21 protein-coding genes, 1 tRNA gene and 1 pseudogene are annotated in these 24,319 nt (G+C 64.3%); 20 read left to right on the forward strand and 3 right to left on the reverse strand.

Translation table 11 applies throughout. The annotated features are described in order from the left end of the window. Positions 1-35: 35 nt before the first annotated feature. The 8 genes and pseudogenes from RGQ15_RS08050 to lpxB all read left to right on the forward strand — a co-directional run bounded on the left by RGQ15_RS08050 (position 36) and on the right by lpxB (position 10,117). Entirely contained in the window at positions 36-1,037 is a 1,002-nt protein-coding gene (locus tag RGQ15_RS08050) for an AAA family ATPase (protein ID WP_311159700.1), read from the forward strand. Continuing rightward, entirely contained in the window at positions 1,037-1,903 is an 867-nt protein-coding gene (locus tag RGQ15_RS08055) for a DUF58 domain-containing protein (RefSeq protein WP_311159701.1), read from the forward strand. Before RGQ15_RS08050 ends, RGQ15_RS08055 begins: the two co-directional genes overlap by 1 nt. Further along, positions 1,903-4,676 (forward strand): annotated as a pseudogene (locus RGQ15_RS08060) (DUF4159 domain-containing protein). Before RGQ15_RS08055 ends, RGQ15_RS08060 begins: the two are co-directional and overlap by 1 nt. Continuing rightward, the gene (locus RGQ15_RS08070) at positions 4,673-6,778 is read left to right on the forward strand and encodes a hypothetical protein (protein ID WP_311159704.1); all 2,106 of its coding nucleotides are present in this window, start codon (positions 4,673-4,675) and stop codon (positions 6,776-6,778) included. The pseudogene RGQ15_RS08060 and the gene RGQ15_RS08070 overlap by 4 nt, the downstream one beginning before the upstream one ends. Before the next feature lie 68 nt (positions 6,779-6,846). After that, positions 6,847-7,326, forward strand: a complete 480-nt coding sequence (fabZ, locus tag RGQ15_RS08075) for a 3-hydroxyacyl-ACP dehydratase FabZ (RefSeq protein ID WP_311159705.1) — start codon at positions 6,847-6,849, stop codon at positions 7,324-7,326. Continuing rightward, positions 7,319-8,104: an acyl-ACP--UDP-N-acetylglucosamine O-acyltransferase gene (gene lpxA / locus RGQ15_RS08080; RefSeq protein ID WP_311159706.1), complete on the forward strand. Its 786-nt coding sequence runs from the start codon at positions 7,319-7,321 to the stop codon at positions 8,102-8,104. The genes fabZ and lpxA overlap by 8 nt, the downstream gene beginning before the upstream one ends. Continuing rightward, complete coding sequence (locus RGQ15_RS08085) at positions 8,101-8,898, forward strand: LpxI family protein (RefSeq protein ID WP_311159707.1); 798 nt, start codon at positions 8,101-8,103, stop codon at positions 8,896-8,898. The genes lpxA and RGQ15_RS08085 overlap by 4 nt, the downstream gene beginning before the upstream one ends. A 55-nt stretch (positions 8,899-8,953) precedes the next feature. Next, positions 8,954-10,117: a lipid-A-disaccharide synthase gene (gene lpxB / locus RGQ15_RS08090; protein WP_311159708.1), complete on the forward strand. Its 1,164-nt coding sequence runs from the start codon at positions 8,954-8,956 to the stop codon at positions 10,115-10,117. Here the strand turns inward: lpxB and RGQ15_RS08095 are convergent. Next, positions 10,092-10,442 carry a RidA family protein gene (locus RGQ15_RS08095; RefSeq protein WP_311159709.1) on the reverse strand — a complete coding sequence of 117 codons (351 nt, stop codon included), beginning with the start codon at positions 10,440-10,442 and terminating at the stop codon, positions 10,092-10,094. The genes lpxB and RGQ15_RS08095 overlap by 26 nt on opposite strands. Before the next feature lie 437 nt (positions 10,443-10,879). Beyond that, a tRNA-Thr gene (locus RGQ15_RS08100) sits at positions 10,880-10,954 on the reverse strand. 132 nt (positions 10,955-11,086) lie between these two features. Between RGQ15_RS08100 and RGQ15_RS08105 the strand changes: the two genes are divergently transcribed. The 6 genes from RGQ15_RS08105 to RGQ15_RS08130 all read left to right on the forward strand — a co-directional run bounded on the left by RGQ15_RS08105 (position 11,087) and on the right by RGQ15_RS08130 (position 15,425). Then, a complete protein-coding gene (locus RGQ15_RS08105; protein WP_311159710.1) occupies positions 11,087-11,284 on the forward strand; it encodes a hypothetical protein in 198 nt (65 codons plus the stop codon). Continuing rightward, positions 11,285-12,568: a UDP-N-acetylglucosamine 1-carboxyvinyltransferase gene (gene murA / locus RGQ15_RS08110; RefSeq protein WP_311159712.1), complete on the forward strand. Its 1,284-nt coding sequence runs from the start codon at positions 11,285-11,287 to the stop codon at positions 12,566-12,568. Beyond that, a complete protein-coding gene (locus tag RGQ15_RS08115) occupies positions 12,561-13,040 on the forward strand; it encodes a DUF2948 family protein (RefSeq protein ID WP_311159713.1) in 480 nt (159 codons plus the stop codon). Before murA ends, RGQ15_RS08115 begins: the two co-directional genes overlap by 8 nt. A gap of 121 nt (positions 13,041-13,161) precedes the next feature. Continuing rightward, the gene (gene hisD / locus RGQ15_RS08120; protein ID WP_311161061.1) at positions 13,162-14,472 is read left to right on the forward strand and encodes a histidinol dehydrogenase; all 1,311 of its coding nucleotides are present in this window, start codon (positions 13,162-13,164) and stop codon (positions 14,470-14,472) included. Beyond that, positions 14,469-14,957 carry a UPF0262 family protein gene (locus tag RGQ15_RS08125; protein ID WP_311159714.1) on the forward strand — a complete coding sequence of 163 codons (489 nt, stop codon included), beginning with the start codon at positions 14,469-14,471 and terminating at the stop codon, positions 14,955-14,957. The genes hisD and RGQ15_RS08125 overlap by 4 nt, the downstream gene beginning before the upstream one ends. Continuing rightward, on the forward strand, positions 14,958-15,425 hold the full coding sequence (locus tag RGQ15_RS08130) for an arsenate-mycothiol transferase ArsC (protein WP_311159715.1): 468 nt from the start codon (positions 14,958-14,960) through the stop codon (positions 15,423-15,425). 9 nt (positions 15,426-15,434) lie between these two features. Here RGQ15_RS08130 and edd read toward each other — a convergent pair whose 3' ends face one another. Next, the gene (edd, locus tag RGQ15_RS08135) at positions 15,435-17,237 is read right to left on the reverse strand and encodes a phosphogluconate dehydratase (RefSeq protein ID WP_311159716.1); all 1,803 of its coding nucleotides are present in this window, start codon (positions 17,235-17,237) and stop codon (positions 15,435-15,437) included. A 115-nt stretch (positions 17,238-17,352) separates the two neighbouring features. On the opposite strand from edd, the gene RGQ15_RS08140 reads away from it, so the two are divergent. From RGQ15_RS08140 to RGQ15_RS08165, 6 genes are all read left to right on the forward strand, one after another. Beyond that, positions 17,353-18,549 (forward strand): RSP_2647 family RNA methyltransferase, encoded by a 1,197-nt coding sequence (locus RGQ15_RS08140; RefSeq protein ID WP_311159717.1) that lies wholly within the window; start codon positions 17,353-17,355, stop codon positions 18,547-18,549. Next, on the forward strand, positions 18,546-19,124 hold the full coding sequence (locus RGQ15_RS08145; RefSeq protein ID WP_311159718.1) for an RSP_2648 family PIN domain-containing protein: 579 nt from the start codon (positions 18,546-18,548) through the stop codon (positions 19,122-19,124). The genes RGQ15_RS08140 and RGQ15_RS08145 overlap by 4 nt, the downstream gene beginning before the upstream one ends. A gap of 61 nt (positions 19,125-19,185) precedes the next feature. Next, positions 19,186-20,637 carry a glucose-6-phosphate dehydrogenase gene (zwf, locus tag RGQ15_RS08150; RefSeq protein WP_311159719.1) on the forward strand — a complete coding sequence of 484 codons (1,452 nt, stop codon included), beginning with the start codon at positions 19,186-19,188 and terminating at the stop codon, positions 20,635-20,637. Then, a complete protein-coding gene (pgl, locus tag RGQ15_RS08155; RefSeq protein ID WP_311159720.1) occupies positions 20,634-21,308 on the forward strand; it encodes a 6-phosphogluconolactonase in 675 nt (224 codons plus the stop codon). Before zwf ends, pgl begins: the two co-directional genes overlap by 4 nt. Before the next feature lie 6 nt (positions 21,309-21,314). Continuing rightward, positions 21,315-22,919 carry a glucose-6-phosphate isomerase gene (gene pgi / locus RGQ15_RS08160; RefSeq protein ID WP_311159721.1) on the forward strand — a complete coding sequence of 535 codons (1,605 nt, stop codon included), beginning with the start codon at positions 21,315-21,317 and terminating at the stop codon, positions 22,917-22,919. An 81-nt stretch (positions 22,920-23,000) separates the two neighbouring features. Further along, complete coding sequence (locus tag RGQ15_RS08165) at positions 23,001-24,287, forward strand: O-acetylhomoserine aminocarboxypropyltransferase/cysteine synthase family protein (RefSeq protein WP_311159722.1); 1,287 nt, start codon at positions 23,001-23,003, stop codon at positions 24,285-24,287. The last annotated feature ends 32 nt before the right edge of the window (positions 24,288-24,319 follow it).

Consider the following 24,319-nt stretch of genomic DNA (forward strand, 5'->3'; position numbering starts at 1 on the left):
CATATGCTGTCCTAGATCAGAAAAGAGGCATTGTCATGGCTGAGGATGATAAACTTGTCTCGGAAATCCAGGAGCTGACGGCACGATTGGCGGAAGCCCGCGCAAGCGTCGAGCGTCGTTTCGTCGGTCAGCATGCGGTGGTCGAGCAGGTTCTGTCGGCAATTCTATCCGGGGGACACGCGCTGCTTGTCGGCCAGCCCGGACTTGGCAAGACGATGCTGGTCGACACGCTTTCCACCGTTCTCGGGCTCGACAGCGCACGGGTCCAGTTCACGCCGGATCTCATGCCTGCCGATATCCTGGGCTCCGAGGTTCTCGACGTGCGCGCCGATGGCAGCCGGGCCTTCCGCTTCATCGAAGGCCCGGTCTTCACCCAGCTGCTGATGGCCGACGAGATCAACCGCGCGAGCCCGCGCACACAATCCGCGCTTTTGCAGGCCATGCAGGAAGGCGAGGTCACGATTGGCGGAGAGCATCGCCCGTTGGGTCGGCCATTCCATGTCCTCGCCACTCAGAACCCGATCGAGCAGGAAGGCACATATCCCTTGCCCGAAGCTCAGCTAGACCGATTCCTGTTGCAGATCGACGTCGACTATCCCGATCGAGACACGGAAAGGGCGATTCTCCTGGCGACGACTGGGACCGAGCGCGATGTGGCCCACCGGGTGTTCGATGCCGCCGGCCTGATGGCGGCCCAGGGACTGATCAGGCGCATGCCGGTCGGCGAAACCGTCCTGAACGCCATTCTGGATCTGGTGCGGGCTGCCCGCCCCGGCGCGCCCGAGGCGCCGCCATGGATCGCCGACATGCTGGTCTGGGGGCCGGGCCCGCGTGCCGCGCAGGCCCTGACACTGGTGACGCGCGCCCGCGCTGCCCTGAACGGTCGCTTTGCGCCGACGCTCGAGGATGTGGAGGCGATGGCTGCACCGGTCCTGCGTCACCGCATGGCGCTTAGCTTTGCGGCACGATCCCGTGGCGAGACGATCGAGGGCCTGATCGCGCGGCTTCTCGGCGACCGGATGCAGGCTGCCGCGTGATGCGGTCACCCACCGAGCTGCGCGCCGGGGCCGAGGTGGCCTCAGCCGGACTTCCAGCCCTGATCCTGTCGGCTGAACGGCTGGCAGCCAGTCTCACGGTCGGGACGCATGGCAAGCGGCGCGCCGGAACGGGAGAGGATTTCTGGCAATATAGGCCGGCCACGCAGGGTGATACCGCCCGCAGCATCGACTGGCGCAGGTCGGCGCGCTCGGACGGGCAATTCGTCCGCGATCGTGAAGCCGAGGTTGCCCAATCCGCCGCGATCTGGGTCTCGTCTGCGGCTGGCATGACCTATGCCGGGGGGGCTGAGCGACCAAGCAAGCGCGACCGCGCGGATCTCCTTGCATTGTCTCTTGCCATGGCACTCTTGAACGGTGGAGAGCGCGTAGGGCTTGCCGGGCAACCTCCGCGATCGGGTCGCATCCAGGCCGATCGCATCGCGGAATCGCTGTTCGCGCGTGCTGTGTTGGCCGAGGATGATGACAGCCCACCCCCAGACGCGCTGCGTCAGGGTAACAGGCTGATCCTGCTTGCCGATTTTCTGGGCGACCCCGAGCCGATCCTTGGCGTTCTGGAAAAGGCGGGAGGGATGGGGGTGCAGGGGGTCATGCTGCAGGTGCTAGACCCCGACGAGGAAGGGTTTCCCTATGACGGTGCCGTGCTGTTCCGTTCGGCAGGGGGCTCGCTCAGCCACGATACCCGAGACGCGGCCGGGCTGCGCGGGGAGTATCTGTCCCGGCTGGCTGAAAGGCGCGAATTGCTGTCCCGTGCGGCACTCAAGGCCGGTTGGCATTTCGGCATGCACGATACCGCATCCACCCCCGCGCAAGCGCTGCTCTGGCTTTGGTCGGTGCTGGAGGGCTGATGCTTATTCTGGGTCCTCTCGGCTTCCTGACCCCGTGGCTTCTGGCCGCTCTGGCTACCTTGCCAATCATCTGGCTGATCCTCAGGGCGATGCCGCCGCGGCCAAAGCTGGTGAAATTTCCCGGAACGCGATTGCTTCTCGGGCTGAAGGACGCCCAGCCCGTGGCGCGGCATACTCCCTGGTGGCTTTTGTTGCTGCGTGTGCTGGCCATTGCCGCGCTGATTATCGGCTTTGCCGGGCCGATCTGGAAGCCGGCGCCCGAACAGTCGGGGCAGGGGCCCTTGCTGCTGGTCATTGATGCAGGCTGGGCGGCTGCGCCGGACTGGCCGCAGCGCCAGGCACGTGCCTTGCGCGCACTTGAACGCGCATCGGCCGCAGGGCAGCCTGCTGCACTCCTGCTGGCGGATGGACGGGCTGAAGGTACGCTGCCTTTTCAACCTGCGTCGGAATTGGCGGCAAGGTTGCGGGCAACCCAGCCTGTCGCCTGGGAAACGCGATATCCGCAGGACATGGATGAGCTACTTGACCAGACGCCGCAGGGTGGGATTTCGGTTCTTTGGCTCAGCGACGGCCTCGACCACCCGGGGCGATCGGCATTGTTGACCGCTCTGCGCGCCCGGGGAACGGTGACAGTCGTCCCGCCAAGGGATGCGCGCTTTGCACTCCAGTATGACGGTGGCGGCCAGCCTTCCCTGCGGCTCTTTTCCCTGTCGCCCGGGGCTGCTCCTAACGTGCTGGCCATCGGGACCGATCCGCAAGGCGTTTCTCGCGAACTGGCGCGGCTTCAGCCAGGGGAGCCCGACGATACCGCTGGCGTGTCCAGCAGGCTCGTGCCCATCGACCTGCCATCCGAGCTGCGAAACCGGATCACCCGTTTCGAGGTCGAGGGCCAGGATTCGGCGGGAACCGTTGTTCTGGCGGACGACAGCGTGCGCAGGCGCAAGCTTGCACTTGTTGGCGATGACCGTGCGAGCGAGGGGCAGAGGCTGCTTTCGCCCTTGCACTATCTTGGCCGGGCACTCGCGCCCAGGACGGATCTGATCGAAGGCGGACTTGGGGATGTGCTGCAGGCATCGCCTGACGTGATCGTTCTGGCCGATGAAATCGCCCTGCCCGAGACTGCGGCCTTGCAGGAATGGGTCGATGCAGGCGGGCTTCTGATCAGGTTCTCGGGTCCTCGCATGGGCGCCTATGACCGTCTGGGGGATGAGCCGCTGCTGCCGGTCCGGTTGCGTGCCGGTGGAAGGGATGTCGGCGGGGCGTTGAGCTGGGGCGAGCCGCGGGCCATCGCGCCTTTCCCATCGGACGGCCCATTTGCCGGGCTCACGATACCGCCTGACGCGACCGTGCGCGCGCAATTGCTGGCCGAACCATCGCCGGATCTGTCGTCACGGACGCTGGCACAACTCAGTGACGGGACTTCGCTCGTGACGCGTGTGACATCCGGGAAAGGACAGGTCGTGTTGTTCCACACGACGGCTAATGCAGAATGGTCCAATCTCGCGATTTCAGGGCTGTTCGTCGAAATGCTTGACCGGCTGGTCCAGACCGCCGGGGCCAGCGCCGAGCCATCCGAGCCCGAATTGGCAGAGGGTGATTTCTGGACGCCCGTTCTGGTGCTAGATGGTTTCGGGCGGGCGCGTGACCCGCAGGACCTTGTTCCGGTTCCCGCGGCTGATTTTGCCAAGGGCCCCGCGCCGGGTGCTCCGGCCGGACTTTATCACTCCGGCGAGCGGACGGCCGCGCTGAATGCTGGCGGGCCCCTGGTACAGGCCAACTGGCCCGGTGTTGCCGTCGAGCGTGCGGCACAAGCGCCGGGCGTCGATCTGCGCGGCTGGTTGATCGCGATCGCGGCGGCCCTGTTCGCGCTCGATGCACTGGCAAGCGCATGGCTCGCGCGGGGCACGCTGCGCAGGCCTCCACGCAGCGGGGCGGCGGCATGAGGCTGGCCCTGATCTGCATTGCATTGCTTGTCGCCTCGATCGCGAGGGCGCAGGACGAGCCTGACCCCCGGCTGGTTCGCGCCGCCGATGAGGTGGCCTTGGCCTATGTTGTCACGGGGGATGGCAAGGTCGACGCCGCTTCCGAGGCTGGGCTTCGCGGGCTCTCGCAGGTGCTGACCGACCGGACCACGGTTGAACCGGGGGAACCCATCGGCATTGATCTGGACCGGGATGACCTGTCGCTGCTGACCTTCCTTTACTGGCCGGTCAGCGAGAGCCAGCCAGCGCCAACACCGCAAGCCTATGTGCGCCTGAACCATTTCCTGCGATCCGGCGGGCTGATCCTGTTCGATACCCGAGACGGGGATATTGCGGGGCTGGGTGGCCCTGATGGCAAGGCAACATTGCAACGGCTCGCGGCGCCACTGGACGTGCCGCCCCTGGCCCCGATTCCCGTTGACCATGTGTTGACCCGCACCTTCTACCTGCTGCACGAATTTCCCGGGCGCTACCATGGCCAGGATGTCTGGGCGGAAGCCCCTCCTGCCGGGGCGGAGGCGGCTGACGGGGTTCCCTTTCGCAATCTCAACGATGGCGTGACGCCCGTCATCATTGGCGGGAATTCCTGGGCAGAAGCCTGGGCGATCGGCGACAACGGCCTGCCGCTGTTCAGTGTCGGCTCGGGCCTTGACGGAGAGCGGCAGCGCGAACTGGCCTATCGGTTCGGTGTCAACCTGATCATGTATGTGCTGACCGGGAACTACAAATCCGATCAGGTCCATGTTCCGGCGCTGCTCGATCGGCTGCGGCAGGAAGAGGTGATGCAATGACCGGGCTGAGCCTCGAGCCTCTCTTGCCGCTTCAAGTGGTCGGGGCAATCGCGGTTCTCGCGCTGCTGGTTGCGATCTGGTCCTTCTGGCGGGGCTTGCGCGGCTGGGCCATGCGCGGGCTCGCGGGGCTTGCCGCCGCAGCGGCCCTTGCGGGACCCGCGCTTGAAACCGGCATACGCAATCGCCTGTCCGATATCGTGATCCTGCTCGATGATCGCAGTGCCAGCCAATCGCTGCCCGGTCGCGAGACGCAGACGGATGAGGCAATCGAAAAGCTGTCGGCCCAGCTTGCGGCCATGCCCGATACCGAGGTCCGCCGGGTGACGGTCAGCGACGATCCGGACGGGACCTTGATCGGCGGCGCGATTGCCCGCGCCCTTTCAGCCGAGCCTGCAAGCCGGGTGGCGGGGATCATCGCGGTAACGGACGGTCTTGGTCACGATGCGCCGATGGTCCCGGCGGATGCGCCAGCCCCGGTCCACATGCTGCTGACCGGCCGATCCGCAGATTGGGATCGCAGGCTGGTGATCGAGGAGGCGCCCGCTTACGGGCTGATCGATCAGCCGGTCACGATCCGGTTGCGCATCGAGGATCAGGGCAACGTGCCCCCCGAGATTGCCCGTGCCAGCGCGCGGCTGCATATCCTGATCGACGGTGAGGAGGATCGGACCCTGGACCTTCCGCCCGGCGTGTCTCTGGATCTTCCGGTGGTGCCGGGACATGCTGGACAGAATGTCGTCTCGATCACCTTCGATCCGCCGCAGGCCGAGACGCCCGAACTGACCGACAGGAACAACTCGGCGGCCATCCAGATCCAGGGCGTGCGCGACCGGCTGCGTGTGCTGTTGGTGTCGGGCGAGCCGCATGCGGGCGAACGCACCTGGCGCAACCTGCTGAAATCGGATGCAAATGTCGATCTGATCCATTTCACCATCCTTCGCCCGCCAGACAAGATGGATGCGGTTCCGGTGGACGAGATGTCGCTGATCGCCTTTCCGACCCAGGAGTTGTTCCTCGAGCGGATCCGCGATTTCGATCTTATCATCTTCGACCGCTATCGTGTGCGCGGCATTCTGATGCCGCAGTATTTCGACAATATCCGGCGCTATGTCGAAGAAGGCGGGGCGGTTCTGGTCTCGGCCGGGCCCGAGATGTCAACGGTGGAAAGTCTCAATCTTTCGCCGCTGGGAACGATCCTGCCGGGGCGCCCGACCGGGCGGATCTATGAAGAGCCGTTCTTGCCGGTATTGACCGATGACGGTCGGCGTCACCCCGTTACCGCGGGTCTGTCGGGGGCGCCTCGCGAGGGCACCGACAACCATTGGGGACGGTGGCTGCGCATGTCGCAGATCATCCCCGATCCCCGTGCGAAGGTCGTGATGACGGGAGCTGATGACCAGCCGCTTCTGATCCTGAACCGTGTCGAAAAGGGGCGGGTTGCGATGCTAACCTCGGATCAGGTGTGGCTCTGGGGCCGTGGGTTCGAGGGCGGCGGACCGCAGCTTGAGTTGCTGCGCCGCATCGCGCATTGGTCGATGAAGGAGCCCGAGCTCGAGGAAGAGGCACTGCTGGCGGATGTGGCTGCCGGGCTGACCGTCACGATCACTCGGCGGACCATGTCGCAAGAGGCCAAGCCCGTCCGGATCACCGGACCAGATGGCACGGTGACCAACCTGGAACTCGAAGATGGCGGGCCAGGGCGCTTCACTTCCCGCTGGACCGCGCCAGGTCCGGGCCTGTACCGGATGACAGACGGCGAGATTGCACGCGTTCTGGCATTGGGTCCTGCTGCGCCGCGCGAGTTCGAGGAAACAGTGGCCTCATCCGCCGTACTCGGTCCACTGGCCGAGGAGACGCGCGGGGGGGTGCTGCATCTTGCGGATGGCGTCCCGGATCTGCGCACGGTGCGAGAAGGTCGGCCTGCATATGGCAGGGGGGTCGCCCGCGACTGGATCGCGATCACTCCGCGCAACGCAGCCTCGACCTCGGGCATCACCCATCGGCCCCTGCTACCTGGCTGGGCCTGGCTCATGATGATAGCCGGGCTCGCACTTGCGGGCTGGATGGCCGAGGGCCGCGGCTGGCCCAGGCGGCAGGCCTGATGGTCGCGAAACTTGCCAAGTCCGCGCCTCGTTGCTAGGCAAGCCCAAACACTTCGAGAGGACCGATCATGGCCGCCGACGAGACCGCTTACATCCCGCCGACCGAGGTCGACCTGGCCACGATCAAGCGAATCCTGCCGCATCGCTACCCGTTCCTGCTGGTCGACAAGGTCCGAGACATCGTCCCGAACGAAAGCTGCGTCGGCGTCAAGAACGTGACCTCGAACGAACCCCATTTCGAGGGGCACTTCCCGCAGGAACCGGTGATGCCAGGCGTCCTGATCATCGAGGCGATGGCTCAGGCGGCCGCAGTTCTGGTCGGCGTCAGCCTTGATCTGGCCGACAAGGGCATGGGCACCTATTTCATGTCCATCGACAAGTGCCGCTTCCGCAACAAGGTGGTGCCGGGCGATGTGCTTGAACTGCACATGAAGACCCTTCGCGGAGGGGGCAAGGTCTGGAAATTCGAAGGCCGAGCCTTGGTCAACGGCAAGCTCGCCGCCGAGGCCGAGGTGATGGCCATGCTGAACCGTGGTGACAATGGCTGAGTCCCTGATCCATCCCTCGGCCGTGGTGGACCCTGCCGCGACGATAGGTGAAGGCTGCGAGATCGGGCCGTTTTGCGTCGTTGGCCCCGAGGTAACACTTGGCCGGGGCGTCGTGCTCAAGTCCCATGTCGTGGTGGCGGGGCACACCTCGATCGGGGATGAGACGGTCGTCTTTCCCTTTGCCTCCATTGGCGAAGTCCCGCAGGACCTTAAGTTCCGGGGCGAGAGCACACGTCTCGAAATCGGTGCACGCAACCGTATCAGGGAATATGTGACGATGAACCCCGGCACCGAGGGCGGCGGCGGTGTGACCCGTATCGGCGATGACGGGTTGTTCATGGCTGGCAGCCATGTGGCGCATGACTGCCAGATCGGCAATCAGGTGATCCTCGTGAACAATGCTTCGGTCGCGGGTCATTGCGTACTTGAAGACGATGTGATCGTCGGCGGGCTGTCGGGCGTGCATCAGTTCGTCCGGATCGGGCGTGGCGCGATGATCGGGGCGGTGACGATGGTGACCGCCGACGTGATCCCCTATGGGCTGGTCCAGGGGCCGCGTGGGCATCTGGACGGGCTGAACCTTGTCGGCCTGAAACGACGTGGCGCCTCGCGCGGGGAAATCCTTGCGCTGCGCGACATGCTCGGGCGGTTGGGACAGGGAAGTTTCCGCGACACCGCCCGCCAGATGTCCGAGGCCGAGGCCGGCCCTATGGTGCGCGAGGTGCTCGACTTCATTCTAGGTCCGTCGGACCGCAGCTTTCTGGCACCGCATTCATGAGCCGTATTGCCCTGATTGCCGGCGAGGGTCGGCTTGCTTCGGCCATCGCCTCCGCGCTGGACAATCCGCTTGCCTATGCGCTGGACCACCTGACCCCCGAGGTCGAGGCCAAGCCTTTCCGGCTTGAGCGCCTTGTGCCCTTTCTCGACGAGCTGACAGACCAGGGCGTCACGCAGGTCGTCTTTGCCGGCGCCATCCGGCGGCCCCGGATCGAACCTGACCTGTTCGATCAACGCACCATGGCGATCGTTCCGAAGATCCTGATGGGCATGCAATCGGGCGACGATGCGGCGCTGCGGGCCGTGCTCGATGTCTTCGAAGAGGCTGGGATTCACGTCGTCTCGGTCGATGAGGTCCTGCCGGATCTTGTGCCGGGTGAGGGTGTTCTGGCCGGTGAGCCAGGGTCCAGGGATCAGAAGGATGCGGCCCGCGCGGCTGCGATCGTTCGTGGTCTTGGTCCCCTGGATGTGGGGCAGGGGGCGGTCGTCGCGCAGGGGCTTTGCCTTGCGGTCGAGGCACTGCCGGGCACGCAGGCAATGCTGGAATTCGTCAAGCTCCATGCCGGGCTGAAGCCTGACCCCAATGGGGCGCGGGGGGTGCTCTTCAAGGCCCCCAAGCCCGGTCAGGACCGCCGGATCGATCTGCCGACGATCGGCCCCGATACCGTCCGTCAGGCCGCCGAAGCCGGGCTGGGTGGCATCGTCTGGGAAGCCGGCGGCGTCATACTTCTGGAACGCGAGGCGGCGATCGCGGCCGCGAACGAAGCGGGGCTGTTCCTCTGGTCCCGCGCATGACGGTCGGTCGCAGAGCGATCTGCGGCCTTCGAATGGCAGCCATCTGGGCGGGGCGATGAAGTTCTTTCTGATCGCGGGCGAACCTTCGGGGGATAATCTGGGCGGGCCGCTGATGGCGGGCCTGAAGGAACTGGACCCCGAGGCCGAATTTGTCGGTGTGGGCGGAGCCGCGATGGCCGAGGAGGGGCTGGAAAGCCTGTTCCCGATGGAAGAGCTTTCGGTCATGGGCCTTGTCGAGGTTCTTCCCAAGTATCGCCAGCTCAAGGCGCGGATCGCGCAGACCGCGCAGGCCGTGGTCGAGGCGCGGCCAGATGCGCTGATCACGATCGACAGTCCCGATTTCTGCCTGCGCGTGGCCGGGCAGGCGCGCGCAACGATGCCCGATTTGCGCACGATCCACTATGTCGCTCCCTCGGTCTGGGCTTGGCGTGCCGGTCGCGCCAAGAAGATGGCCAAGGTGATCGATCATGTCATGGCAATACTTCCTTTCGAACCACCCTACATGCACGCTGCGGGGATGAGCTGCGATTTCGTGGGACATCCGATAGCTGTAGCCCCCGTGGCGAGTCGTGACGAAGGAAACGAGTTCCGCAAGGCCAACGGCATCGACGAGAAAGCACCCTTGATCCTTTGCCTGCCCGGCTCGCGCAAAGGCGAGGTCGCAAGGCTTGGTCCGCGCTTCGACGAGGCACTGATGCAGCTTCGCGACCGTGTCCCGGAAATCCGTGTGGTGATCCCGACGGTGAAGGGGGTTGCGGGGCTCGTGCGGGACATGACGAAGCGCTGGCCAACGGCCCCGGTCGTCGTCGAGGTGGCAAGCGAACGTCGCGCCGCCTTCGCGGCGGCCGATCTCGCGCTGGCCGCTTCGGGCACGGTCAGCCTCGATCTGGCAGCGAATGACGTTCCGATGGTCATTGGCTATGATGTCGCGCCCATCAGCCGTGCGATCATCAGCCTGCTGCTCAAGACCGACACGGTCACGCTTGTCAATCTGGTCAGCGAGACGCGGACCGTGCCCGAATTCCTTGGTCGCAAATGCCAGCCTGGTCCGATGTCTCGGGCGCTTTACGACATCCTTGAGGACCCGAAGGCCCGCGCCGAACAGCATTCCGCGATGAGTCTCACGATGGAGCGCCTGGGGCGCGGCGGCGAGGCACCGGGCCTGCGCGCCGCGCGCTCCGTCATGGCCGCGCTCAGTTCTGGGCGGCGACCACGATGATCTCGACCTTATAGTCGGGGGTGGCCAGCGCCGATTCTCCGGTCGCACGGGCGGGCGCGTGACCCGCCGGCACCCATGCGTCCCAGACGGCGTTCATTTCCGCGAAATCGGCCATGTCGGCCATCCAGATCTGGGCCGACAGAATGCGGGTCTTGTCCGAGCCACATTCGGCGAGCAGGCGGTCGACCTGGGCGAGGACCACTTTCGTCTGGTCGGTGACGCTTTCACCCGGATTGCCGACCTGACCTGCCAGGTAGATGATGCCGTTGTGGATGACGGCTTGGCTCATGCGGGCGCCGGTCTCGAGGCGTTTGATCTCGGACATGGGATTCCTTTCGGTTTGTTCCGGAGGCGGAAGGGCCGCCGGATGAACAGCGACGTCATGCCAAAGCCTGAGGCGGCGTTCAATGGCTGAGCGGCAAGCATCCGGAACCCAAGTTCGGCAAAGCGAAAAAACGGCGTCCGACAGTGGGGGCTGTCGGACGCCGGGCTTGTCATAAGGGGACTGCGGATGGGACTATGCCTGCAAGTTACTACAGGACCATGACAGGGGCTGCCGGGCGGGAGGATCAAGGTCCCTGACGACGCGCATGTAGAGCAGCCTCGTCGCTCACCGTGCCCCGTTGTCGTCGGCTGATCCCGTATTCAATCTGTCCATTGCGATCACCCTGTCCGCTTCGTCTAGCCGCCGGGATGGCATAACGGTGACGCAGTTCAAAGCTCTGTATGAGCGGGATAAAACTGAAACTGATCGGGATGAGATGGTGCTGCGAGAGAGGATTGAACTCTCGACCTCTCCCTTACCAAGGGAGTGCTCTACCACTGAGCTACCGCAGCGCCGGTGGAGGGGCGTTTAGACCGACTACCGGGGGCGCGCAAGGGGGGAATTTCGAAAAAATCGCATTTTGTGCCTCGGCCCTCGTTGGCGCCGCGCTGGACGCAAGCCCGCGTAGCGGGTAACAGAAGCGAATGACGAAGGGACCCCGAAAACCGTCCGCCGCCGAGGATCGCGAGGCGCGACTGAAAGCCGCTCTGCGGGCAAATCTGGCGCGCCGCAAGGCGCAGGGCCGGGCGCGCGCGGTGCCGGTGCAAGAGGACCTCCCCAAGAACGAGCAGGACGGGCCTGAGACCCGGTCGCATGGCCGGTCGCCCGAGAACGAGGAATAGATGGATCAGATCATCGTTAGGGGGAATGGGCCGCTCAAGGGCGAGATCCCGATCGCCGGCGCCAAGAATGCTTGCCTGACGCTCATGCCCGCGACGCTGCTGACCGATCAGCCGCTGACGCTGACCAATGCCCCGCGGCTTTCCGATATCCGGACCATGACGGAGCTGCTCCAGTCGCTGGGCGCCGAGGTTGCGAGCTTGCAGGAAGGCCAGGTCCTGGCGCTTTCGAGCCATGACCTGAACAATCATACCGCCGACTACGATATTGTGCGCAAGATGCGGGCCTCGATTCTCGTGCTGGGTCCGATGCTCGCACGCGACGGCCATGCCATCGTGTCGCTTCCGGGCGGCTGCGCCATCGGGGCGCGGCCGGTCGACCTGCATCTGCGTGCGTTGGAGGCGATGGGTGCCGACCTGGACCTGCGTGAGGGCTATGTCCATGCCAAGGCGCCCGCTGGAGGTCTCAAGGGAGCCGTCATCGATTTTCCGATCGTGTCGGTGGGCGCGACGGAAAACGCGCTGATGGCGGCGACGCTCGCCCGTGGCACGACGGTCATCAAGAACGCGGCGCGAGAGCCCGAGATCGTCGATCTGGCACAATGCCTGCGGCGAATGGGTGCCCATATCGAGGGCGAGGGGACCTCGACCATCACGGTGGAAGGCGTCAAAACCCTGGGCGGTGCGACCCATCCGGTGGTGACTGACCGGATCGAACTGGGCACCTATATGCTGGCACCGGCGATCTGCGGCGGCGAGGTGGAGTGCCTTGGCGGTCGGATCGACCTTGTTGCGGCCTTCTGCGAAAAGCTCGACGAGGCCGGAATCGACGTCACCGAAACCGATCGCGGACTGAAAGTGGCGCGCAAGAACGGCCGCGTGCGTGCAGTCGATGTCGTGACCGAGCCTTTCCCGGGTTTTCCGACCGATCTTCAGGCGCAGATGATGGCGCTGCTCTGCACTGCCGAAGGGACTTCGGTTCTGGAGGAAAAGATCTTCGAGAACCGCTTCATGCACGCCCCCGAGCTGATCCGCATGGGGGCCCGGATCGAGGTTCAGGGCGGGCATGCCACGGTCCATGGCATCAGCAAGCTGCGCGGCGCCCCGGTCATGGCGACCGATCTTCGCGCCTCGGTCAGTCTTATCCTTGCAGGCCTTGCCGCCGAGGGTGAAACAGTCGTCAGCCGGGTCTATCATCTGGATCGCGGCTACGAGAAGGTCGTGCGCAAGCTGCGTGGAGTAGGCGCCGATATCGAACGCATCAAGGGAGCTTCCAGCGATGAGTGACGCACGTTTCACCGATGTCGATCCTGCACCACTTTCCCTTGCGGCGGCAGATGCCGAAGACCTGACGGTGATCTCGGCGCTGGTTCAGGACTCGATCCTGCCGGTCACCGAGATTTCCTATGACATGCGGCATCGCCAACTGGCCCTGTTGCTGAACAGGTTTCGCTGGGAGGATGCCGATCACGCCCGCCGCGAAGAGCGTCCCTATGAACGCGTCCGTGCCGTTTTGCTGATTTCCGATGTCCAGCGTGTCCTGTCGGACGGAATCGATCGCAACGACATCGACCTGATACTCGAGCTTCTGGCAATGAAATGGGAAGCCGGAGAAGATGGGACCGGTCGGCTTCTGCTTGAATTCGCTGGGGACGGTACACTTGCGGTCGAGGCCGAATGCCTCAATGTCGAGCTGCGCGACGTGACGCGCCCCTATATCGCACCGTCCCGCCGGTTACCCGAGCATTCCGACGACTGAAAGATCCGGCGATCATCCGATCCCGCACCAGCAGTCGGACCGGTGCTTTGCACCGGCCGACATCGCGGCTTGAGCCATGTTCGAGCTGCCGTTAACAAGGTCCAATATCGCGAGCGTGACCATGCCGACCCATCTGACGACCTCCCAATCCGATTTCGAGCAGCGCTTCGCCGAGGTCCTGTCGATGAAGCGCGAGGACGCGGCGGATGTGAATGACGCGGTCGCGTCGATCATCGCCGATGTCCGCGAACGCGGGGACGAGGCGCTGGTTGATCTCACGGGGCGCTTCGACCGGCTCACGCTCGATGCGGATGGCCTTGCCTTTTCAAGTGAAGAAATCGCGGAGCACGTCGCCAAGGTCTCGGCCGAAGATCGCGCCGCGCTGACCATGGCGGCGAATCGTATCCGTGCCTATCACGCGCGACAGATGCCAGACGACGTGCAATGGACCGATCCCGAGGGCGCGACGCTGGGCTGGCGCTGGACGCCGGTCTCGGCAGCCGGGCTTTACGTTCCGGGCGGCCAGGCGAGCTATCCGTCTTCGGTTCTCATGAACGCCATTCCGGCGCGTGTGGCCGGGGTCGAGCGACTGGTGATCTGCGTGCCGACGCCGGACGGGGTGGTCAACCCGCTGGTGCTGCTTGCGGCGGAACTGGCCGGGGTCGACGAAATCTATCGAATCGGCGGCGCTCAGGCCGTGGCGGCAATGGCCTATGGCACGGAAACGATCCGACCGGTCGACAAGATCACGGGGCCTGGAAATGCCTATGTCGCCGCAGCCAAGCGGCAGGTCTTCGGACGTGTCGGCATCGACATGATCGCAGGCCCTTCGGAAGTGCTCATCATTGCCGAAGGTGAACAAAATCCCGAATGGCTGGCGCTGGACCTTCTGGCACAGGCCGAACATGATGCCGATGCGCAGTCCATCCTGATCACGCCGGACGCCGCGCTTGCCGAAGCGGTGGTTGCCGAGGTCGAGAGGCTTCTTCCGACCCTGCCTCGTGCGGCGGTCGCAGGGGCGAGCTGGCGCGACTACGGCACCGTCATCGTGACCCGAGATCTGGACGAGGCGGCGGCGCTTTCCGACCGCGTTGCCCCCGAACATCTGGAACTTTGTGTCGACGAACCCGAGGCCCTGGCGGAAAAGACCCGCCATGCCGGGGCGATCTTTTTGGGCGGCTGGACACCCGAGGCCGTGGGCGACTATGTGAGCGGCCCGAACCATGTGCTGCCGACCGCGCGATCTGCGCGCTTCTCTTCCGGCCTTTCTGCGCTGGACTTCCTCAAACGCACGACGTTGGCGCGCCTGACGCCCGAGGCTCTGGGGGCAATCGGTCCATCTGCGGTGCGTCTCGCCGCCTCCGAGGGGCTTTCCGCGCATGGCCTCTCGGTCGCGTCACGGCTTCGTTCGCTGAACGGAGAGAAGGAATGACCGGTAAAGCAGGGCGCCTCTGTCGGATCGATATCGACGACAGTGCTCTGCCGCCTCCCTCCGCCGAAATGGAACAGGATCGCCGGGTCGCGGTCTTCGACCTGCTCGAGGAAAACTGCTTCACTCTGCCGGGCAGGGAGGGGAAGGATGCCCCCCCCGGTCCCTACGCGCTTCTGCTCGCGGTGCGCGAGCGTCGGCTGGTCTTCGACATCTCCAGCGAGGCCGGCGAAAGGATCGTCGAGTTCCACCTTTCGCTCGGTCCGTTCCGGCAGACGGTCAAGGATTATTTCCAGATCTGCGCGAGCTATTTCGATGCCGTGAAACGCCTGCCGCCCGCCCAGATCGAGGCAATCGACATGGCCCGGCGCGGTATCCACAATGAAGGCGCGCGCACCCTGAAAGAGCGGCTTGAAGGCAAGGCGGTGATCGACATCGACACCGCCCGCAGGCTTTTCACCCTGATCTGCGCCCTGATTCCGGAGTAAATGGTGGTCGAGCAGATCCCACATTCGGTACTTTTCTGCTGCGACCACAACGCGATCCGGTCCCCCATGGCAGAGGGCATGATGAAAAGCTACTACGGCCGCAGGGCCTATGTGCAGTCCGCGGGCGTCAAGAACGACATGGAAGTGGACGGTTTCGCGATCGCCGTATGCCAGGAAATCGGCATCGAGATTTCCCAGCATCGCGCACGTTCATTCGACGAGATGAAGGCCTGGGGCGACGATCTGGGCAGCTTTGATCTGGTGGTGGCGCTGTCCCCTGCGAGCCAGCGCCAGGCGCTGGAGCTGACGCGGGTGTCCCATCTTGAGGTGGAATACTGGCCGATCATGGACCCGACCGGACTGGCGGAAGGGCGCGAGGCAAGGCTCGCGCTTTATCGTCAGATCCGCGACCAGATCCGGGATCGGATGATCGCGCGTTTCGGCCCCCCGCTTGAACCGCAAAAGTAGGGCTAGAGGTCAGACGACCACCGCCGCGCCTTCGGTCGCCGGCCCGACATGGGCGCGGAAAGCGCTAAACAGCTCGCGTCCCATACCCTCGGACGAAGGGGTGAAGTCGTGGCTGGCGGCCGGGCGTTTCAGGAAGTCGGGTGCAAGGCATTCGAGCGTGCCGCTGCCTGCGTCCAGACGAAGGATGTCGCCATCCTGCACCCGCGCCAACGGGCCCCCGTCCGCTGCTTCGGGCGAAATATGGATCGCAGCCGGAACCTTGCCCGAGGCGCCCGACATGCGGCCATCGGTGACCAGCGCTACGCGCAGCCCGCGATCCTGAAGCACCGCAAGGGTCGGCGTGAGAGAGTGCAGTTCGGGCATGCCATTCGCGCGAGGCCCCTGGAAGCGGACGACAACGATCGTATCCTCGGTGAACTCGCCCCGCTTGAAGGCGGCCTTGACCTCTTCCTGATCGGAAAAGACCCGGGCAGGGGCTTCGATCAGGTGACGCTCGGGCGCCACGGCCGACACCTTGATGACCCCGCGACCCAGATTGCCTTCCAGCTGTTTCAATCCGCCGGTCGGGGCGAAGGCATCCGCCACCGGCCGCAGGATCTTGTCATTGAGCGATGAGCGCGCTCCTTCGACCCAATGCACCTGACCATCGCGAAGCTGCGGCTCTTGCGCGTAAAGGTCGAGCCCGCCGCCCGCGATGGTTTTCACGTCGGCATGCAGCAGACCGGCCTTGACGAGCTGGCCGATCATGAACCCCAGACCGCCCGCGGCGTGGAAATGGTTCACGTCCGCCAGCCCGTTCGGATAGACCCGCGCCATCAGGGGAACGCATTCGGAAAGATCGTGGAAATCCTCGATGTCGAGCACGATCCCGGCGGCCCGCGCCATGGCGGGCAGGTGGATGATGAGGTTGGTCGATCCGCCGGTGGCCATGAGCCCGACCATGCCGTTGACAAAGGCGCGTTCGTCCAGAACTTCGCCCGCTGGCAAGTAGTCGTTGCCCAGCCGGGTGATCGCGGCGGCGCGTTGAACCGCGACGGAGGTCAGCGCCTCGCGCAGCGGCGTGTTGGGGTTCACGAAGCTTGACCCCGGCAGGTGAAGGCCCATGAATTCCATGAGCATCTGGTTCGAATTCGCCGTGCCGTAGAATGTGCAGGTGCCGGGGCTGTGGTAGCTGGCCATCTCGGCGGCCATCAGGGCATCGCGGTCAACCTCGCCGGCGGCAAATTGCTGGCGAACCTTCGATTTCTCGTCATTGGGCAGGCCCGAGGGCATTGGCCCCGCCGGCACGAAGACTGCCGGGATGTGACCGAAGGTCGCGGCGGCCATCACGAGACCCGGGACGATCTTGTCGCAGACCCCAAGGTACAGCGCTGCATCGAACGTGTCATGCGAAAGCGCGACGCCCGAGGCGAGCGCAATCACGTCGCGCGAGAAAAGCGAAAGCTCCATGCCCGCGCGACCCTGCGTGACGCCATCGCACATGGCGGGTACGCCGCCCGCCACCTGGGCGGTCGCACCCGACGCATGGGCGGCGCGACGAATGAGGTCGGGATAGCGCTCATAGGGTTGATGCGCCGAAAGCATGTCGTTGTATGCAGTGATGATTCCGATATTCGGCTTGCGCGATGCCGCTAGGTCTTGCTTGTCAGGCATGGCCGCATAGGCGTGGGCCTGATTGCCACAAGACAGATGCGCGCGACGCGGGCCTTCCTCGGCGGCGCGGGCGATCTTGGCCTCATAGGCGGATCGGGTTCGCGCCGAGCGTTCGCGGATGCGGTCTGTCACTCGGTCGACGGTAGCGTGCAGGGTCATGGCTGGCGTCCTCCTGGATCGAGATATAGAACGTTAGCGTTAACGCTTCAACCGCGTCAGACTTGCTCCTTTCCTGGAGCCATGGCAATCCTGCGTGGTTTCAACGAGGCCCATCATGACCGCTGATCTGCCCATCATCCGGCTGCGTCCCAAGTCCAAGCCCCAGGCGATCCGTCACGGTTTCCCCTGGGTCTTTGCTGACGAACTGGTGACCGACCGCCGAACCCGTACGATTGCCGCCGGTAGCTTTGCCATCCTCGAGGATGCCGAACGCCGCCCCTTGGGGCTCGTCACGGTGAACCCGAATTCCAAGATCATCGCCCGGATGATGGACCCTGACCCCGAAGTGCGTATCACGCGCGACTGGATCGCGGTGCGGCTGTCACGCGCGCTTGAGATGCGTGAACGGCTTTTCGACAAGCCCTTCTATCGGCTGATCCATGCCGAGGCCGACGGGCTGCCCGGCACGATCATCGACCGATTCGGCGACGCGGCCGTGATCCAGCCGAATGCCGCCTGGGCCGATACGATGGTTGATGATCTTGCCGCTGCCCTGCGCGACGTGACCGGTGTTTCGACCGTCATCCTGAACGGGCAGGGCCGCGCCCGCTCGCTCGAGGGTTTGCCGGAGCGAACCGAGATCCTGTCTGGTGCTGTCAACGGTCCGGTTGAGGTGTCGATGAATGGCGCGATCTATCTGGCCGACCTGATGCAGGGGCAAAAGACCGGTCTGTTTTACGACCAGCGTCCGAACCATGCTTTCGGACAGCGGCTCGCCAAGGGCGCGCGCGTGCTCGATGTCTTTTCCCATGTCGGCGGCTTCGGGCTTGCAGCCCTGGCAGCTGGAGCGGAAAGCGCGACCTGCGTCGACGGGTCCGCGGCGGCGCTGGAGCTTGCGCGTGGCGGGGCCAGGGCGATGGGTGCCGAGGCCCGTCTGACCACACGTCAGGGCGATGCCTTTCAGCAGATGGAGGCGCTGGCCGAGGAAGGCGCCCAATTTGACGTGGTCATCTGCGACCCGCCAGCCTTCGCGCCGTCGAAACAGGCCCTGGAAGCCGGCCTGCGCGCCTATGAGCGTGTGGCGAAACTTGCCGCGCCGCTGGTCGCGCCGGGCGGGTATCTGGGGCTCTGTTCCTGCAGTCACGCAGCCGACCTGAGCAATTTCCGCAATGCCAGTTCGCGCGGAATCGGGCGCGGCGGCCGGCGGATGCAGCTTCTTCACACGGGGCAGGCGGGCCCGGACCATCCGACATTGCCGCAACTGGCAGAGACGGGCTATCTCAAAGCGCTCTTCTTCCGGCTCGACGGATGAAGGCCGTTCTGGACGCCTGCGTCCTTTATCCTACGGTCCTGAGAGAGATCTTGGCTGATGCGGCGGGGGCGGGCCTGTACCACCCCTTCTGGTCACCCCGTATCCTCGACGAATGGCGCCATGCCGCCGAACGGCAGGGGCTTTCGGCGGGCGTCGAGATTGCGCTTTTGCGCGACAGGTTTCCCGGGTCCGCGGTTCAGCCTTCGGGCGGCGCCGAAGGGCTTGACCTGCCGGATGCGGCCGACCGTCATGTCGTCGAGGCGGCGCTTGCGGCCGGGGCTGAGCTGATCGTCACCGCCAATTTGCGCGATTTCCCGCGCGGCGCGCTTGCCGCCGTGGGATTGCGGGCTGTTCATCCTGATGAGTTCCTTCGCGATCTTTTCCTGTCGAACCCCGATCCGGTGCTGGCTGCAATCGAGGCATCCCAGACGCGTGCCGGACTTGTGGGCGGAGAAATGTCTCGCAAGGAGTTGATGCGCCGTGCAAGGTTGCCCCGTCTTGCCAAGGCGGTGGAACGGCTGGCAGGGTCCGATGTTGCAGTGCAGCATGGACCGAGCAAATCTTCGGCCAGATGAGACAGGGTTGATGTTAACGCTAACAGACGGTAATCCGAAGCCGAGAGATGGGGAGGGACAGATGGTTTCGCGCATCATTCCGGTGGATGAGTTTGACCTGGTGGTCTTCGGCGCAACGGGCGATCTGGCGCATCGCAAGATCCTGCCCGGACTTTACCGGCGCTACGTCGCCGGGCAGATCCCCAGTTCGGCCCAGATCATCGGAGCGGCGCGGACCAAGCAGGATGACGAATCCTTCCGGGCCGAGGCCAGGGCGGCGATCGTGGAATTCGCTGGCAAGGGCGTTGATCTGCCCCAGCTTGACGATTTCCTGAACCACTTGCGCTACGTCGCGATCGATGCACGCGGAACCGAAGGCTGGGACGATCTCAAGTCGCTGATCCGTCCGGGTGTGGTGCATGCATTCTACTTCTCGGTCGCGCCCGCGCTTTTTGGAGACATAGCAAAGCGGCTGGCCGACCATGGCATCGCCGATGCCAGCAGCCGCATCGTCGTGGAAAAGCCCTTTGGCCGTGATCTGGCAACCGCGCGTGAACTGAACGCGACCTTGGCTCGGCATTTCGCGGAAAACCAGATCTATCGGATCGACCATTACCTGGGCAAGGAGACGGTCCAGAACCTGATGGCCGTGCGCTTCGCCAATATGCTCTTCGAGCCGCTCTGGAACGCGCAATATGTCGATCACGTCCAGATCACCGTGGCCGAGACCGTCGGCGTCGGGGGGCGCGGCGAATATTACGACCATTCCGGCGCCATTCGGGACATGGTGCAGAACCACATGATGCAGCTTCTGTGCCTGATCGCGATGGAGCCGCCCTATCACTTCGACCCAGACGCGGTGCGGGACGAAAAGCTGAAGGTCATCCGCGCGCTTGAGCCTCTGTCCAGCGGCGATATCGTGCGCGGCCAGTATCGTGACGGTCCGGATGGATCGGATTATCTGCGCGATGTCGACAATCCCGAATCGCGGACCGAAAGCTATGTCGCGCTCAAGGTGAACATCGCGAACTGGCGCTGGACCGGCACGCCATTTTACCTGCGAACCGGCAAGAAGCTGCGCGCCCGCACAAGCGAAATCGTCGTCACTTTCAAGGCACCGCCGCATTCGATCTTCGACGAGGCCGAGGGGCCGCGATCGAACCAGCTTGTCATCAAGCTGCAACCGAATGAAGGCATGGACCTGACCGTGATGATCAAAGAGCCGGGGCCGGGCGGCATGCGGCTGGTGCAGGTGCCGCTGGACATGAGCTTCGCCGACGCGCTTGGCGCGAACGGGACGGACATGCCAGACGCCTATGAACGTCTCATCATGGACGTGATCCGTGGCAACCAGACGCTGTTCATGCGGGGCGACGAGGTCGAATCGGCCTGGGCCTGGACCGATCCCATCATCGCCGAATGGGAGGCTGGATCGAAACGCCCCGAGCCGTATGATGCAGGTTCAAGCGGTCCCGAGGAGGCGCTGCGCCTCTTGCACCGCGACAATCGCCGCTGGAGGGAGATCAGGCCGTGACCCTTGAGTTCGTCGAATACCCGGATCGGGAAATGCTGGCTCTTTCCCTTGCTGACAAGATCGCAGGTCAGCTGTCGCAACAGCTCCGCACCAGCGAACAGGCCAGTCTTTGCGTGCCGGGTGGAACCACACCCGGGCCGGTTTTCGACACCCTGTCCGGAACCGAGATCGACTGGTCGCGCGTGACGGTCTTCCTGAATGACGAACGCTGGGTGAATGGCGACCATACGCGTTCGAACAGCCGCCTGCTGCGCCGCCACCTGCTGACGGGCAAGGCCGCAGTGGCGCGCTATATCGACCTCTACACCGGGGAGGCCGAACCCGAAGCCGCGACAGCCGCCTTGAGCGAGGCGATAGCTCCGCAGCTTCCCATAACCGTTCTGCTTCTGGGAATGGGCGTTGACATGCACACGGCCAGCCTGTTTCCGGGGGCGGCCGAAACGGCTCTGGCGCTTGCCCCGGATGCGCCAGGGGTGATGGCGGTGCGCAGCGTCAAGGACGAGCCACGGATCACGCTCACGGCTCCCGTCCTCCAAAAGGCGATCCATACCCACCTGATGATAACCGGCGCGGATAAGCGCGAGGCGCTGGAACGTGCGCAATCGCTAGATCCGAAGGTTGCACCGATCCGCGCTTTCCTGGGCGATATTTGCGTGCATTGGGCAGAGTGATTTGACATGACCGAGATATGGAAGCGGCTGGGCGATTATCGCGACGCGCAGGGAGATCTGCGCATTTCGGACTTATTCGCGAGCAATGCCAAACGGGCCGAGGATTGCGTGACATCGGCGGACGGAATGGTGTTCGACTGGTCGAAGACCACGATCGACGCCGGAGCGATCGAGCTGCTTCTCGAACTGGCGGCTCCTGTCGCCCTGCGCCGGGACGCGATGTTCTCGGGCGAGCGCATCAACGAAACCGAGGATCGCGCAGTTCTGCATACGGCGCTGCGCAATCTTGAAGGCAGCGTGATCGTCGAAGGCCAGGATGTCATGCCGATGGTGCGCGAGACGCATCGCCGGATGTCCGACTTTGCGCGCGCCGTCCGCGATGGCGGCTTTGTCGGGCAGGGCGGGCGGATCACCGATGTCGTCAATATCGGGATCGGCGGCTCAGATCTGGGGCCGGCCATGGCGACGCGCGCGCTGTCCCCCTGGCATGACGGGCCGCGCGTTCATTTCGTTTCGAACGTGGATGGCGCCGATATCGCGGATACGCTCAAGGGGCTCGACCCCGCGACCACGCTCATCATCGTCGCCTCGAAAACCTTCACGACGATCGAGACGATGACCAACGCCGAGACCGCGCGGAACTGGATGACAGGCGCGGTGACCGCGCCGGCCATGCAATTCGCGGCGCTCAGTTCGGCATCGGGCAAGACCGCCGAATGGGGGATCGACCCCGAGCGGGTCTTCGGCTTCGAAGACTGGGTCGGTGGGCGTTATTCGATGTGGGGGCCGATTGGCCTGTCGCTGATGATCGCGATCGGTCCCGAGGCATTTGACCGCTTCCTGGCTGGAGCGCTGGCCATGGACCGGCATTTCCGGTCCGCACCGGATGCCGAGAACCTGCCGGTGATGTTGGCGCTTGTGGGGATATGGCATAACCAGATCTGCGGCTACGGGACCCGTGCCGTGCTGCCCTATGACAACCGACTGGCCCGGCTTCCTGCCTATCTGCAGCAACTCGAGATGGAATCGAACGGCAAGAGCGTTGCGATGGACGGCAGCGATCTCGAAATCGTTTCGGGCCCCGTCATCTGGGGTGAACCTGGAACAAACGGTCAGCACGCCTTCTACCAGTTGATCCATCAGGGCACGCAGATCATCCCCTGCGAATTCATGTTGGCCGCACGCGGGCATGAACCCGAACTGGCGCATCATCACCTTCTGCTGGCTGCGAATTGCCTGGCCCAATCCGAGGCGCTGATGCGCGGTCGTTCGCTGGACGAGGCGCGGGCCCTCATGCGTGCCAAGGGGCTGGAAGGGGCAGAGTTGGAACGTCAGGCCCGTCACCGCGTCTTTCCGGGCAACCGACCCTCGACGACGCTTTTGTTCCCCGAGCTTTCGCCCTTTACCCTGGGACAGATCGTGGCGCTTTACGAACACCGGGTCTTCGTCGAAGGTGTGATCCTGGGCATAAACAGCTTCGATCAATGGGGTGTCGAACTCGGCAAGGAGCTTGCCCTGAAGGTCGCGCCGCTTCTCGAAGGCAAGTCCGCCCCCGGCCACGATCCCTCGACCGAGCATCTGGCGAAGCTCGTTCTTCAAATGCGCTCCTGAAGCGGCCGCCCCATTCACCATTGCAACGTGAACCTGCCTCCTCCTAGTCTCTCGCGAGGCAAAGGAGGAGGAAGACAGAGCATGTCCGAGAATTGGGGTTTTGATACGGCCGCCATCCATGCCGGGGCAATGCCGGACCCGGCGACCGGGGCCCGGCAGGTTCCGATCTATCAGACGACAGCCTATGTATTTCAGGATGCGGCCCACGCCGCGCGGCTCTTCGGGCTGCAGGAAGTGGGTTACATCTATTCGCGGCTGACCAACCCGACGGTTTCGGCACTGCAGTCGCGCATCGCCGCGCTTGAGGGCGGGGCCGGCGCAGTCTGCTGTTCGTCCGGGCATGCCGCACAGATCATGGCGCTGTTTCCGCTCATGGGTCCGGGCAGGAATGTAGTCGCCTCGACAAGGCTTTACGGCGGAACGGTTACGCAATTCAGCCAGACCATCAAGCGCTTTGGCTGGAGCGCGAAATTCGTCGATCTCGACGATCTGGAGGCGCTTCGAGCGGCGGTCGACGAGGACACCCGTGCGATCTTCTGCGAATCGATCAGCAATCCAGGCGGATATGTCACGGACATTCCCGCGGTTGCCGCGATCGCGGATGAATTGGGCGTGCCGCTGATCGTCGACAACACGCTTGCCACGCCCTGGCTATGCCGCCCGATCGAGATGGGGGCGACGCTCGTTGTCCACAGCCTGACGAAATACATGACAGGCAATGGCACTGTGACGGGCGGTGTCGTGATCGATTCCGGCAAGTTCGACTGGACGGCATCGGGCAAATTCCCCAGCCTCTCGGAACCGGAACCCGCGTATCACGGGCTGAAGTTCCATGAGACCTTCGGCAATCTGGCGTTCACGTTTCACGGCATCGCGATCGGATTGCGCGACCTGGGGATGACCATGAACCCGCAGGCCGCGCATTACACATTGCTTGGGATCGAGACGCTTGGCTTGCGCATGCCCAGACATGTCGAGAACGCGCAGAAGGTCGCGGAATGGCTGGAAAAAGATCCGCGGATTTCCTCGGTGACCTATGCGGGCCTGCAATCCTCGCCCTGGAATGGAACCGCGCGGCGGGTCTATCCCAAGGGGGCGGGTGCGCTTTTCACCTTCTCGATCAAGGGAGGATACGACGCGGCCGTCAAGCTTGTCGATCATCTCAAGCTTTTCAGCCACGTCGCCAACCTGGGGGATTCGCGTTCGCTCGTGATCCATTCGGCTTCGACGACGCATAGTCAGCTTACCGATGAGCAGAAGATCGCGGCGGGGGCAGGGCCCGATGTGGTCCGCCTGTCGATCGGGATCGAGGACCCGGAAGACCTCATCTCGGACCTGGATCAGGCGCTTGCGGCCGCAACCGCCTGATCCGCTATCAGGATGGCAGGGGACATAAACCC

Origin of the sequence: Paracoccus sp. MBLB3053 (genome assembly GCF_031822435.1) — a bacterium.
Lineage (GTDB): Bacteria > Pseudomonadota > Alphaproteobacteria > Rhodobacterales > Rhodobacteraceae > Paracoccus > Paracoccus aurantius.